This is a genomic window from Agrobacterium sp. 10T429, assembly GCF_056393925.1.
In genome coordinates, this window is the sequence record NZ_JBFTGV010000011.1 from 68668 (window position 1) to 82276 (window position 13609).

General features: G+C 58.4%; 14 protein-coding genes. 7 read left to right on the forward strand and 7 right to left on the reverse strand.

Translation table 11 applies throughout. The annotated features are described in order from the left end of the window. Window positions 1-21: 21 nt before the first annotated feature. From AC1DCP_RS21505 to AC1DCP_RS21525, 5 genes are all read right to left on the reverse strand, one after another. A complete protein-coding gene (locus AC1DCP_RS21505; RefSeq protein ID WP_003504003.1) occupies window positions 22-858 on the reverse strand; it encodes a carbohydrate ABC transporter permease in 837 nt (278 codons plus the stop codon). Beyond that, a complete protein-coding gene (locus AC1DCP_RS21510; protein WP_003514101.1) occupies window positions 858-1796 on the reverse strand; it encodes a carbohydrate ABC transporter permease in 939 nt (312 codons plus the stop codon). Before AC1DCP_RS21510 ends, AC1DCP_RS21505 begins: the two co-directional genes overlap by 1 nt. Next, entirely contained in the window at window positions 1796-3127 is a 1332-nt protein-coding gene (locus AC1DCP_RS21515; RefSeq protein WP_003514099.1) for an ABC transporter substrate-binding protein, read from the reverse strand. Before AC1DCP_RS21515 ends, AC1DCP_RS21510 begins: the two co-directional genes overlap by 1 nt. Before the next feature lie 104 nt (window positions 3128-3231). After that, window positions 3232-3888: a GntR family transcriptional regulator gene (locus AC1DCP_RS21520; RefSeq protein ID WP_065662132.1), complete on the reverse strand. Its 657-nt coding sequence runs from the start codon at window positions 3886-3888 to the stop codon at window positions 3232-3234. A 21-nt stretch (window positions 3889-3909) separates the two neighbouring features. Further along, the gene (locus tag AC1DCP_RS21525) at window positions 3910-4794 is read right to left on the reverse strand and encodes a dihydrodipicolinate synthase family protein (protein WP_003504010.1); all 885 of its coding nucleotides are present in this window, start codon (window positions 4792-4794) and stop codon (window positions 3910-3912) included. 280 nt (window positions 4795-5074) lie between these two features. Between AC1DCP_RS21525 and AC1DCP_RS21530 the strand changes: the two genes are divergently transcribed. The 7 genes from AC1DCP_RS21530 (at window position 5075) to rutF (ending at window position 10357) form a co-directional block, all read left to right on the forward strand. Further along, on the forward strand, window positions 5075-5686 hold the full coding sequence (locus AC1DCP_RS21530; RefSeq protein WP_003514096.1) for a biliverdin-producing heme oxygenase: 612 nt from the start codon (window positions 5075-5077) through the stop codon (window positions 5684-5686). Window positions 5687-6150: 464 nt separating this feature from the next. Beyond that, window positions 6151-7242 (forward strand): pyrimidine utilization protein A, encoded by a 1092-nt coding sequence (rutA, locus tag AC1DCP_RS21535; RefSeq protein ID WP_065687496.1) that lies wholly within the window; start codon window positions 6151-6153, stop codon window positions 7240-7242. Next, the gene (rutB, locus tag AC1DCP_RS21540; protein WP_003514094.1) at window positions 7239-7979 is read left to right on the forward strand and encodes a pyrimidine utilization protein B; all 741 of its coding nucleotides are present in this window, start codon (window positions 7239-7241) and stop codon (window positions 7977-7979) included. Before rutA ends, rutB begins: the two co-directional genes overlap by 4 nt. Window positions 7980-8005: 26 nt before the next feature. Next, a complete protein-coding gene (gene rutC / locus AC1DCP_RS21545) occupies window positions 8006-8392 on the forward strand; it encodes a pyrimidine utilization protein C (RefSeq protein WP_003492069.1) in 387 nt (128 codons plus the stop codon). A 14-nt stretch (window positions 8393-8406) separates the two neighbouring features. Further along, window positions 8407-9198, forward strand: coding sequence for a pyrimidine utilization protein D (gene rutD / locus AC1DCP_RS21550; protein WP_065687497.1), 792 nt, complete (start codon window positions 8407-8409; stop codon window positions 9196-9198). A 17-nt stretch (window positions 9199-9215) separates the two neighbouring features. Continuing rightward, window positions 9216-9806, forward strand: coding sequence for a malonic semialdehyde reductase (locus AC1DCP_RS21555; RefSeq protein WP_003514089.1), 591 nt, complete (start codon window positions 9216-9218; stop codon window positions 9804-9806). A gap of 26 nt (window positions 9807-9832) precedes the next feature. Beyond that, the gene (gene rutF, locus AC1DCP_RS21560) at window positions 9833-10357 is read left to right on the forward strand and encodes an NADH-dependent FMN reductase RutF (protein ID WP_013636774.1); all 525 of its coding nucleotides are present in this window, start codon (window positions 9833-9835) and stop codon (window positions 10355-10357) included. Window positions 10358-10530: 173 nt separating this feature from the next. Here rutF and AC1DCP_RS21565 read toward each other — a convergent pair whose 3' ends face one another. Together AC1DCP_RS21565 and AC1DCP_RS21570 are read right to left on the reverse strand one after the other, a co-directional pair. Continuing rightward, window positions 10531-11964 carry an NAD(P)(+) transhydrogenase (Re/Si-specific) subunit beta gene (locus tag AC1DCP_RS21565; protein WP_003514086.1) on the reverse strand — a complete coding sequence of 478 codons (1434 nt, stop codon included), beginning with the start codon at window positions 11962-11964 and terminating at the stop codon, window positions 10531-10533. Between the two features lie 19 nt (window positions 11965-11983). After that, entirely contained in the window at window positions 11984-13558 is a 1575-nt protein-coding gene (locus tag AC1DCP_RS21570) for a Re/Si-specific NAD(P)(+) transhydrogenase subunit alpha (protein ID WP_003514084.1), read from the reverse strand. Window positions 13559-13609: the final 51 nt, after the last annotated feature.

A 13609-nucleotide genomic window follows, 5' to 3' on the forward strand; every position in this document is an offset into this window, starting at 1 on the left:
CCGTATTTTTAATTGGTTGATTCAGCCGCCCTTGACGGCGCCGGCGGTCAGGCCCGCCACGATCTGTTTCTGCGCGAACATGGTGAGCAGCAGCACCGGCAGCGTCACGATCAGCGCGGCTGCGGCAAGCGGTCCCCAGCTCACCTGTTCGAAGGAGAGCATGTTGTAGACCGCCACCGGCAGGGTGCGCGTTTCACGGCTGGCCAGCACGATGCCGAAGACGAAGTTGTTCCACGAGAAGATGACCGCCAGAATGAAGGAGACGACGATGCCGGGCTTGGCAATCGGCAGCGCCACCAGCCGGAACACCTGCCAGGAGGATGCGCCATCGATGCTTGCCGCTTCTTCCAGTTCCTTCGGCGTGGTTTCGAAATAACCGATCATGATCCAGACCACGATCGGAACCGTCACCACGAGATGGATGATGATCTGCGGCCAGAGTGTGCCGAGCAGGTTCAGCCATTGGAACAGCAGGAACAGCGGAATAAGGAAGGAGAGGCCGGGCGTCATACGGGCGATCATGATGACGACAGCCGACTTTTCCGCCTTTAGCCGGGCGATGCCGTAACCGGCAGGCACGCCGATCACCAGCGCCAGAATGGTGGCCGCACCGGTGACGAGCACCGAATTCCAGAAATAGAGGAAGAAATTATTCTCCTCGAACACCTTCACATAGTTCGACCATGCGAAACGCTCGGGGATGAGGATCGGCGGATAGGCGCCGTTGTCGATTTCATATTTCAGCGATAGCGAAATCATCCAGATGAAGAACAGGATGACAGGCGAAATCATCACCAGCGCCACGAAAAACAGGCCGATGCGGTCGAGGTTTTTACGTTTGAGCAATTGGCGAGCCATCAGCGATCCTCCATCTCGTTCCATTGCGCACGCTGGCGCACCATCAAAAGTACAAAGGACAGCGCTACGATGATGATGAAGAAGACAACGGCCATGGCCGAGCCATAACCGATGTCGTAGTAGGAAAACGCCGTGTTGTAGAGGTAGATGTTGATGGTTTCCGAGGCCGTGCCGGGTCCGCCCTGCGTCATCGCGTAGATGATGTCGAAGCTTTTGACGGCATCGATGGAGCGGATGATGACGGCGATCATCAGGAACGGCGCGATCATCGGCATGGTCAGGTAACGAAACTTCTGCCAGGCGTTGGCGCCATCGATTTCGGCGCTCTCATAGGGTTCGCGGGGTACTGCAGCCAGCCCGCCGAGCACGATCAGCATGACGAGCGGCGTCCACTGCCAGGTTTCCACCAGCACCAGCGAGGGGATGACGGTGGACTGGTTGTAGATCCATTCCAGCGGTCCAATATGGATGAAGGACAAGAGATAGTTCAGAACGCCGAGCTGCGGGTGGAACATCATGGTCCAGACGAGCGCGATGGCGACCGGGGTCGCCATCATCGGCATCACGAACACGCCGCGCAGAAAACCGCGCAGCGGAAACTGCGCATCGAAAACCAGCGCCGCCAATGTTCCCAGAAACAGCGGAGCGACGACCGACAGCACGGTATAGATGAGGGTGTGCCAGAGCGACTCCCAGAACCTCACGTCGCTTGCGAGCCTTATATAGTTATCGAAACCGATAAAGCTCTGCTCCTGTCCGAGAGTCCAGCGATGCACGCTCATCCACAGGGTGAAGACCCACGGAAAAACGATCACCGCCGAGATGACGACAAGTGCCGGTATAACGAAAGGCCAGTAGTTAGGAGCAAGCCTTGCGGGCCTGCTCCCTTCTTTCCGGCTGACGCCTGTTTTGGTGTTTTCGATGCTCACGGAGGCCATTATCCCTCGCTACGCGCCAGAACGGGTGCGAACTGTTCCGTCGCTTTTTTCAGCTCAGCTGCCGGGTCGGCGCCGCCGATCATGTTGGTGAGGCCGACGCCGTAGATGTCGCGGAATTCCGTGACCGGAATGATGACCGGCAGGGCAAGCTGCGAGACCTTGCCGGAACCGACGACCGCATCCAGCCAGGCGGCCGGCATCTTCACGCCCTCACGCACCTTCTGGTCTTCGAGGATGGACTGGCGGAACGGAACGCCTGCACCTGCCTGCAGCAGGCGCGCACCCATGTCGTGCGAGATTGCCCATTGGCAGAAGAGGTAGGCTGCTTCCTTCTTGCTGCTGGCTTCGACGACACCGAGGCCATCGCCGAAGGTGCCGGCCGCCTGTACTGCCGGGCCCTTCGGCATGACACCGTAACCGACCTTGCCGACAACGCGGGATTTTTCCGGGTTTTCGATCGGCGGTGCAAAACCGACGCCATCGAACCACATGCCGATCTTGCCCTGAAGGAAGGCAGACTGCGCTTCGGCCCAGTTGAAGCCGGAAACGCCGGGAGGGGCGGCTTTGGTCATCAAGCGTTGATAGAGTTTCGCTGCCTCGACCGCTTCCTTGGATTCGGTGTCGACCTTTCCGTCCGCGCCGATCGGCTTTGCGCCGTAGCCCAGCATCAACGAAGTCCAGACCGGGGTATTGGCGTTCTTCAGGCCGCGGGCGACGAAACCGTAGGTGTTGGTTGCGGGATCGGTGATCTTTTCCGCTGCCGTCACCAGTTCCTCGAAGGTCTCAGGGTATTTCAGGCCCTTGGCTTCGAAGAGTTCCTTGTTCCAGTAGACGATCCAGTAATCCACCGAGAATGGCAGCGAGCGCAGCACGCCGTCGCTATCCTTGGCAAACAGCATGCCGGCTTCGGCAAAATCCTTTTCGACGAGGGACGGATCGGTCAGCGACGGGTCCTTCAGGAAGCCGCTGATATCGGCCAGCCACTTGCCCTTTTCGAACTGTCGCTTCTGCACGTGGTAGCTCAGATGCACAACGTCGAAGCTTGGCTTGCCGGAGGAAAGCTCGATTACCACCTTCTGGCGCTGCTGCTGTTCAGGCGTTGCTTCGGCATTGACCTTGATGCCGGTCAGTTCCTCGAATTCGCCCAGATATTTGATCAGCGTTTCGCTGCGCGGGCTTTTGACCAGGTTGACTTCAAGCGTGGTGCCGGCGTGTTTTTTCCAGTTCACCGCCGCCGATGCGGGGCGGATGCCGAGCACCGCGCTGCCACCGATCGCTGCCGTGCCTGCCAGAAAGGCGCGACGCGTGGGGTTGAGCAATGAATGCGTCATGTCAGTTCTCCTCCAGTTAGCCGGAAATTCTCCTCACCTCCGGCTTGTTGCTTATTTTCATGCAATTCCGGCCAGGACCTTTCTTCTGCCCTACCGGAATTGCCCTATACTGCCAGCGCCCTGTCCCTTGCGTTGCGGATATGGGCGGTCAGCCGCTCCACGGCGTCTTCGACGGATCGCTTCTCAATGGCTTCGAGAATGGCGAGGTGTTCTTTCATCACCGATTTGACATGGCCTGCGATGCGAAAGCGCTCCTGATTGATGAGGCGCATCTTGATGGAATTGACCCTGTAGGCGTTCGAGATGATCGAATTGCCGAGACTATCGATGAAGGCGTCGTGCATGCCCCAGTCCACCTGCTGCGCGTGCTGGTCCAGCTCTGGCGATTCCCCACCTTTTTCCGTCGCCTCGACGATATCGCGGTGCTGTTTCAACAGCTTGGCGATGGTCTCGTCCGAGGCTGAACGCGTAAAGAGCGCCACGGCCTCCTTCTCGAGAAAGATCCGGAACTGGAACGCCTCGCGAATGAGGTTGATGTCGATATGGGCGACCTGCAATCCCCGCTGCGGCACGGTCTTGATCAGACCTTCCGCCTCCAGCCGTGGAATTGCTTCCCGGATCGCGCCCAGCGGCAGACCCGTCAATTCCACGAGGCGGCGTTGCGAGATGAATTGCCCAGGGCGAACGTCGCGCGAGAGAAGGTGATGCGTAAAGCTTTCATACGCCCGTTCCCGCAATGTCTGTTCGCCGGTATCGTCCATGCTCAACCTTTCAAGGTCTGTTCAGGCGGCCTGTTTGCGAAACAGCGCGTCGAAAGCGCCTTCGATCTGCCGCCGGCCCTCCGGTGAAATGGCAACGAGCGGCGCGCGCACGTCAGACCAGATATTTTCCCCTGTCGTGTGTGATACCAGCACCTTGACGGCGGGCGTAACCGGAAATTTCAGAAGTTCCACAACAAGATCGACGATGCGCGCATCGTCCTTGCCGTCAACGGCCATGGCGCGGACTTCCTGCGTCAGGAAATTGGCAACGCCGGAGATGGCTCCCTGACCGCCCAGGCGAACGCCCTTGGCCAGATCACGCTCATCGCCGATCAGAATGGCGAGATCGCCGTGTTCTTTCAGCAGGCGCTCTGTGTGGCTCCAGTTGCCTGAGGAGTCCTTCACGCCGGTGACGATGCCCGGAAACGCTTGTCTCAGCCGCCCCACCAGTTCGACCGACAGTGTTACCATGGTTACGGAAGGGATGTTATAGACGAGAATGTCGCGCGCGCCCTTGCCGATCTTTTCGAAAACCGCCGAGAACCAGGCAAACAGGCCGTCATCGCTGACATTCTTGAAATAGGATGGTGGGGCGAGAAGAATATTGCGGGCACCTGCGTTCAGGGCCTCGGCGGACTGGTCGGCGGCATCCTCGATGGAATCCACGAGAACGCCGGTGACCAGACGGGAAGGCGCAATGCCTGCCTCAATGAAGCGGGAGAGAATGACCTGCCGTTCGCGGCTGCCGACGGAGCATCCCTCGCCGGTGGTGCCGAAGAGTGTCACGCTGTCGCAACCATTTGCAAGGCAACGGCGGGCATGCGCGATCATGGCGTCTGTATCGACGGTTCCGTCAGTTTTGAAAGGGGTCGTCAGTGCTGCCGAAAGGCCGAATTTCTGGGTCAATTAAGATGCTCCTCCAAGATGGCTGCAGATTGATGGCACACTGACATGTTAGTTGTAAAGCGGTAATTACAGAATGATTGTTCGGTAGGCTGGAACGGGGGGAATTGGCTTCTAAAGCTGCCTCAGGATCGGTGTTGCGCCCGGTGGGGCATGGAATGTTTACACCGGTTTACGCGAATGCCATTTTTTAGCGATGCACAGGAAAAATGCTAAAATAAATTTGACTGTTTAAGTAAAGATTTTTATCAGGCAATCTGAATATGGGATAAAGGGAAGCGTCATGACCATTGTGGAGCCATCAGCGCCTGTGGAAGAGATCGAGCAGAGCCGCGTGAAGCGCCTGAGGGCTGCCACGCGTGGCGCGCATGGTGGTCTCGATACCTTCATCATGGCAGCGAAGCCGTTCGAGAGCCGGGAGAACTTCGGCAAATTCGTGGAAACGCAATATCTTTTCCATCGCGACCTCGATGCGTTTTTCTCCAATGAAACGCTTGATGGCCTGCTGCCTGATCTTAAGGGTCGTCGCCGTCTCTCCATGATAGAGCAGGACCTTGCCGATCTGGGACACGCCATTCCTGAAACAAACGAGCCGCGCTTTACCAGCGAAACGCCGTTCGATCTACCTGAGGCCATGGGCTGGCTTTATGTGGTCGAAGGCTCGAACCTCGGCGCGGCTTTCCTTCTTAAAGATGCAGCCAAGCTTGGCCTCACCGAAGAATTCGGCGCGCGCCATCTGGCCGGCGCTCCGGAAGGGCGCGGCCTGCATTGGCGTACCTTTACGGCCGCGCTCGATGAAATTTCGCTGACCATCGAAGAAGAGGAGCGGGTCGTCGCCGGCGCCGAAGCCGCCTTCAGGGCCGTGCATGCCTACGCGCAGCAACGCCTCGGTTGAGGTTTTGGCATAGCTTGTCGCTGGTTGTCTTCACAGCGCTTGAAATGCCTCGTTGCACATTCGTGCTGACCCCGTCTTAGCATCCTCACGCCGTCACCCCGGGCTTGGTCCGGGGTCTAGTGCGATCAAGTGTTTGATCGCGCGGGGCTCTATTGGCGGCGCGGACGGGCCGCGGCTGGATACAGGATCAAGTCCGGCGTGACGGAGGAGTGGTTTTCGGCTGTCGTGCAACGCTTCAGAACCACTGTGAGAGCCGCTCATTTCCCGCACATTGCGTTCGATATTTGCCGAATAAACAGGCATGTTAATTTACCAAATGATAAAATTTTTATCTTTTGGTAAAAAGAAATTGGCCTCCAAAAAATTATCCAATTGATAAAATTATTTTTTTTCGTCTGGCACGGAACCTGCTACTCTTTCTTCAAATCAGGAAAACGCCTGATGCCAAAAAAGGGAACAGCAAGATGGAAGTTGGTGTTTTTATACCGATCGGGAATAATGGGTGGCTCCTTTCCGAGAACGCGCCGCAATACAAGCCAAGCTTCGACCTGAACAAGGAAATCACGCTTAAGGCGGAAAAGTACGGCTTCGATTTCGCGCTGTCGATGATCAAGCTGCGCGGCTTTGGCGGCAAGACCGAGTTCTGGGACTATAATCTGGAATCCTTCACCCTGATGGCGGGCCTCGCCGCCGTAACCTCCAAGATCAAGCTGTTCGGCACCGCCGCCACGCTTGTCATGCCGCCGGCCATCGTTGCGCGCATGGCGACGACGATCGATTCCATTTCCGGCGGGCGTTTCGGCATCAACCTTATTACCGGCTGGCAGCGTCCTGAATACAGCCAGATGGGGCTTTGGCCGGGCGACGATTATTTCGGTGATCGCTATGAATATCTCGGCGAATATACCTCCGTGCTGAAAGAGTTGCTGACGGAAGGGCAGTCGGACTTCAAGGGCAAGTTCTTCCAGATGGATGATTGCCGCATGAAGCCGGTGCCGCAGGGGGATGTGAAGCTCATCTGCGCCGGTTCCTCCAATTCCGGCATGGCGTTCTCTGCCAAATTCGCCGATTACAGCTTCTGCTTCGGCGTCGGCGTCAATACGCCAAAGGCTTTTGCACCCACCAATGAGCGACTTCTCGCGGCAACGGAAAAGTCGGGTCGCGAGGTTAAATCCGTCGTGCTGACCATGATCCTCGCGGAAGAAAAATCCGAGGATGCCTGGGCGAAGTGGGAGCATTACAAGGCGGGCGCGGATCAGGACGCGATCAAGTGGCTCGGCCTGCAGAGTTCTGTCGACACCAAGTCCGGCTCTGATACCAATGTCCGGCACATGTCCAATCCGGTCTCGGCGGTCAACATCAACATGGGAACGCTGATTGGCTCCTATGAGGAAGTGGCGGCGATGCTGGATGAAATGAGCGAAGTGCCGGGAACGGGCGGCGTGATGCTGACCTTTGACGATTTTCTCGAAGGCGTCGAAAAATTCGGCAAATATGTACAGCCGCTGATGAAGAGCCGCCAGCATGTGCTGGCCGAACTGGAGGCAGCGGAATGAGTGAAGCCGTCGTGGCGGGTTACAAGGGGCCGGAAAGCCGTTCGGAAAGTGTCACACTTCCCGCAAGGCCGGAGCCGATTACCCTCAAGCCCAGCGAGACCGCCGTTGTCGTGGTCGACATGCAGAACGCCTATTCGACCGAGGGCGGTTATGTCGATCTTGCCGGGTTCGATATTTCCGGCGCCAAGGGCACCATCGCCAACATCAAGAAGACGCTGGATGCAGCGCGGGCGGCAGGTGTTCAGGTCATCTATTTCCAGAATGGCTGGGACAAGGATTATGTCGAGGCCGGTGGGCCGGGTTCGCCCAACTGGCACAAGTCCAACGCGCTGAAGACGATGCGCAAAAGGCCGGAATTGCAGGGCCAGCTGTTGGCCAAGGGCACATGGGACTATGCCATTGTTGACGAGTTGCAGCCCCAGCCCGGCGATATCTTGGTGCCGAAGACGCGTTACAGCGGTTTTTTTAACACCAATATGGACAGCGTCCTGCGCGCCCGCGGCATCCGCAATCTGGTGTTCGTCGGCATCGCCACCAATGTCTGCGTCGAAAGCTCGCTGCGCGACGCTTTCCATCTCGAATATTTCGGGGTGATGCTGGAGGATGCCACGCACCATCTGGGCCCGGACTATATCCAGCAGGCGACTGTCTACAATGTCGAGAAATTTTTCGGCTGGGTGGCGACCGTCAATGATTTCTGCGGCGTCATTTCGCAGGCCGCACCCGTCAGGGATTGATCCCCAAACACAAAGAGGAGAATGAAATGCCGAAGAAGATCGTCGTGCCTGCCGGTACAAGCAAACCCATCGCCCCTTTTTCGCCGGGAACCCTTGCCGATGGCGTGGTTTACGTTTCCGGTACGCTGCCATTCGACAAGGACAATAATGTCGTGCATGTGGGCGATGCCAGCGCCCAGACACGCCATGTTCTGGAAACCATCAAATCCGTTATTGAGACCGCCGGCGGCACGATGGAGGACGTGACGATGAACCACATCTTCATCACCGACTGGGCGAATTATCAGGCCGTAAACACAGTCTATGCCGAATATTTCCCCGGCGACAAGCCCGCGCGTTATTGCATCCAGTGCGGCCTCGTAAAGCCTGATGCACTGGTGGAAATCGCCACCGTCGCACATATCGGCAAGTAAGGCGAAACGGCAAAATGATGCATTTCGAGGTTCATGGCCGGGCCGAGCCTGAGGCGCCCACTATCCTGCTGTCATCGGGGCTGGGTGGATCGGGCGCCTATTGGGCGCCGCAGATCGAGGCCCTTTCCAGCCATTTCCGGATCGTTACCTATGACCATCGCGGAACTGGCCGGACCGGCGGCGAGGTGCCGGCAGATGGCGGCATATCGGCGATGGCCGATGATGTGCTTGAGATCGTCTCGGCGCTGAACCTCGAAAAATTTCACTTCATGGGCCATGCGCTTGGCGGTCTGATCGGACTCGATATCGCGCTTCGCAAGCCCGGCCTCATCGACAGGCTTGTTCTTATCAATGCCTGGAGCAAGGCCGATCCGCATTCCGGGCGCTGCTTCGATGTGCGGATCGAGCTTCTGGAAAAATCCGGTGTCGAGGCTTTCGTGAAAGCCCAGCCGCTGTTTCTTTATCCGGCGGCCTGGATGTCAGAGCATCAGGAGCGGCTGGCACGTGACGATGCGCATGGCGTCGCGCATTTTCAGGGCAGGGCGAATGTGCTTCGGCGCATCGCGGCGCTCCGGGCCTTTGATGTCGACGCGCGCCTCGGCGAGATCGGCAATCCGGTTCTGATAGTGGCAACCAAGGATGATCTTCTGGTGCCCTATACCCGGTCGCTGCGTCTTGCGGAAGGTTTGCCGCAAAGCGAGCTTTGCCTTCTCGATTTCGGAGCGCATGCGGTCAATATCACCGATTCTGACCTTTTCAACGCGCGGCTTTTGCAGTTTCTGCTACCGACAACACAAACATTCTGACGGGATTTGAGAGTAAAATGACGAGAGCATTGGACGACGCTGCATTGGCAACACTTTTCACCGAGGCACGCACCCACAATGGCTGGACGGACAAGCCAATCGGGGATGAGACGCTGACAGCGCTTTATGACCTGACGAAGATGGGGCCGACTTCGGCCAATTGCTCGCCGGCGCGTTTCGTGTTCGTACGCAGCCCGGAAGCCAAGGAAAAATTGAGGCCGGCGCTTTCTTCGGGCAATCTGGAAAAGACCATGGCAGCACCCGTCACGGTCATCGCTGCCATCGACAGCGAATTTTACGAGAAGCTGCCGGTGCTGTTTCCCCATGCCGATGCGCGTTCCTGGTTCACCTCCAGTGCGGCGATGGCCGAGGAAACGGCATTCCGCAATGCCACGCTGCAAGCCGGTTATCTCATTCTTGCCGCCCGCGCGCTCGGGCTTGATACCGGAGCCATGTCCGGTTTCGACAAGGGCAAGGTGGATGCGGCATTTTTTGCGGGTACGACGTGGAAATCCAATTTCCTCATCAATCTTGGTTACGGCGATCCGTCGAAGCTGTTCGGCCGCCTGCCGCGACTTGCGTTCGAAGACGCCTGTGTTCTGGCTTGAGGGCCTGTTAAGGAAGGATGGTTTAGATGCGGATGATGTCTCTTGAAAAGGAAGCGGAAATGGAGACGAAGACTGCACAGGAACGCAGCCTCGATTATAGAAATGCCATGGCGCGGCTCGGTGCGGCAGTCAACATCGTCACCACGGACGGTGCGGCAGGCCGTGCGGGATTTGCAGCGACGGCCGTTTGCAGCGTTTCCGATAATCCGCCCACGCTTCTCGTCTGCCTCAACCGCGGCTCTTCCGCTTATAATGTGGTGAAGGGCAATGGCGTCATCTGCGTCAACACGCTTGCTTCCAAGCACGAGGTGCTGAGCACCCTGTTCGGCGGCAAGACACCGGCGGAAGAACGTTTCGCTGCCGGAAGCTGGGGCGTGCTCGAAACCGGCGCGCCTGTTCTGGAAGACGCACTGGTCTCCTTCGATTGCCGCATTCGCGAGGCACATGATGGCGGCACGCACGATATCCTGATCTGCGATGTCGTCGATATGAAGATCAATGAGGGCGACGAAGCACTGATGTATTTCAACCGGCGTTACCGGGTGCTTTGAGAGCGGTTTCTGGGGCCGGTTTACCCTTAACTCACGATCAGCTATTTGCGCGCCGTCATCCTCGGGCTTGTCCCGAGGATCTGCAACCGGGACAAGCCCGAGGATGACGGCGGAGCTTTCTTTTAACGTCAGTAAGAAGGGCGTTTCCGGTCTCCCGGAAACGCCCTTTTTCATTACTTGATCAGAGGCAAAAGATCGTTGATCGACTTCTTCGCATCGCCGTAGAACATGCGGGTGTTGTCCTTGTAGAACAGCGGGTTCTCGATGCCGGAATAGCCAGTGCCCTGGCCACGCTTGGAAACGATGACCAGTTTGGATTTCCATACTTCCAGAACCGGCATGCCGGCGATGGGCGAGTTGGGATCGTCCTGTGCCGCCGGGTTGACGATGTCGTTGGAGCCGATGACGATGACGACGTCGGTATTGGGGAAATCGTCGTTGATCTCATCCATTTCCAGCACGATGTCGTAGGGCACCTTTGCTTCGGCGAGCAGCACGTTCATGTGACCGGGAAGACGACCCGCAACCGGGTGGATGGCGAAACGCACGGTCTTGCCGTCGGCGCGCAGCTTGCGGGTCAGTTCGGAAACGGCCTGTTGTGCCTGTGCCACCGCCATGCCGTAACCGGGCACGATGATGACGCTGTCAGCGTCGTTCAGCGCTGATGCCACGCCTTCAGCATCGATTGCCACCTGCTCGCCCTCGATTTCCATCGCCGGACCCGTCGTGCCGCCGAAGCCGCCGAGGATGACCGAGATGAAGGAGCGGTTCATGGCCTTGCACATGATGTAGGACAGGATCGCACCCGAGGAGCCGACAAGCGCACCGGTAACGATCAGGAGATCGTTGCCGAGCGTGAAGCCGATGGCGGCCGCCGCCCAGCCGGAATAGCTGTTCAGCATCGAGACGACGACAGGCATGTCTGCACCGCCGATACCCATAATCAGGTGATAGCCGATGAAGAAGGCGGCAAGCGTCATCAGCACCAGCGTCCATGCGCCAGCACCGTTGCAATACATGATGAGCAGGACGAGCGACAGGATCGCGGCACCGGCATTGAGGACGTGTCCACCCGGAAGCTTCTTCGCCTTGCCGTCCACCTTGCCGGCAAGCTTGCCGAAGGCGACGACGGAACCGGTGAAGGTGACGGCTCCGATGAAGACGCCGAGGAAGACCTCGACCTTCATGATTGCCAGTTCTACCGGCGTCTTGTGGGCGAGGAGGGCGGAAAAGCCTGTCAACAGGGAACGCGCCGTCTCATCGAGCGAGGCGACATGCGCTTCCTCGATATGGGCGTTGAAGCCGATGAAGACGGCGGCCAGACCGACAAAGGAGTGAAGTGCTGCAACAAGCTGCGGCATCTCGGTCATCTGCACGCGGTTTGCGACGAAGTAGCCGAGAACGGCGCCACCCGCCAGCATCAGAAGTACGATGAACCAGTTGCCGACATCAGGTCCGAAGACCGTGGCGACAATGGCAAGACCCATGCCTGTTATGCCGTACCAGACGGCGCGCTTGGCGCTTTCCTGCCCGGAAAGACCACCGAGGGAGAGGATGAATAGAACGGCTGCGGCAACATAGGCCGCGGAAACGATACCAATGGTCATTATGTGTCCCCTACACGGCTCAGGACTTCTGGAACATGGCGAGCATGCGCCGTGTCACGAGGAAACCGCCGACGATGTTGATCGTCGCGATCAGGACGGAAAGTGAGGCGAGGATCACCACCAGCCAGTTGCCGGAACCGATCTGCAGCAGCGCGCCGATAATGACGATGCCGGAAATCGCGTTCGTCACCGCCATCAGAGGCGTGTGCAGCGAGTGGCTGACATTCCAGATGACGGAGAAGCCGATAAAGCAGGCGAGCACGAAGACGATGAAATGGCTCATGAAGCTTGCCGGCGCGTAAAGGCCGACGAGAAGCAGGGCCGCCGTACCGATGACGAGCAGACCGACCTGGCTTTTCGTCTGCGCCTTGAACTCGGCCCGTTCCTTGGCGTGCTTTTCCTCAGGCGTAAGCTCTTTTGCTCGTTCCTTGGGTTTCTGCGCGGCGATGGCCTGGATCTTCGGTGGCGGTGGCGGAAAGGTGATGTCGCCCTGATAGGTGACGGTCGCACCACGGATGACGTCGTCTTCCATGTTGTGAACGACCTTGCCGTCCTTTGCGGGCGTCAGATCGGTCATCATGTGACGGATGTTGGTGGAATAGAGCGTTGAGGCCTGCGTGGCCATGCGGCTCGGGAAATCCGTATAGCCGATGACGATGACGCCATTGTCCGAGACGACGCGCTGGTCGGGCACCGTGAGATCGCAATTGCCGCCGCGCTCGGCGGCGAGATCGATGATGACCGAACCCGGCTTCATTGCCGCCACCATGTCGGCCAGCCACAGCTTCGGGGCGTCACGGCCGGGGATCAGCGCCGTGGTGATGACGATATCGATCTGCGGCGCCAGCTCGCGGAATTTCTCAAGCTGCTTTTCGCGGAATTCCGGCGAGGAGGGGGCGGCGTAACCGCCGGTCGCTGCGCCATCCTGGCTCTGGTCGGCGAAATCGAGATAGACGAATTCGGCGCCCATGGATTCGATCTGTTCGGCCACTTCCGGGCGCACGTCGAAGGCGTAGGTAATGGCGCCGAGCGAGGTTGCCGTGCCGATGGCGGCAAGACCGGCAACGCCGGCACCGATGACCAGCACCTTGGCGGGCGGCACCTTGCCGGCGGCGGTTACCTGGCCGGTGAAGAAGCGGCCGAAATTATTGCCGGCCTCGATGACGGCGCGATAGCCGGCGATGTTGGCCATGGAGGACAGCGCGTCCATTTTCTGGGCGCGGGAAATGCGCGGCACCATGTCCATGGCGATGACATTTGCGCCCTTTTCCTTCGCCTGCTCCAGAAGGTCCTTGTTCTGTGCGGGATAGAAGAACGAGATCAGCGTCTTGTCCGAAGACAGGCGATCAATCTCCGACGTTTCCGGCGGACGAACCTTGGCGATGATGTCGGCACCGGTATAAAGCGCATCGGCGCTATCGACGATGGTGACACCGGCTGCGCGATAGGCGTCGTCGGAAAATCCCGCCGCCTTGCCCGCGCCTGTTTCGAGGATGCAATCATATCCGAGTTTCTGCAGGCCTTGCGCGCTGTCGGGTGTCATACCGACGCGCGCCTCGCCATCATATAATTCCTTAGGCGTCCCGATTTTCAAAATGGCTCTCCCTTTTCCGCACGATACGGCGTCATAGCCTATTTCGAGCGT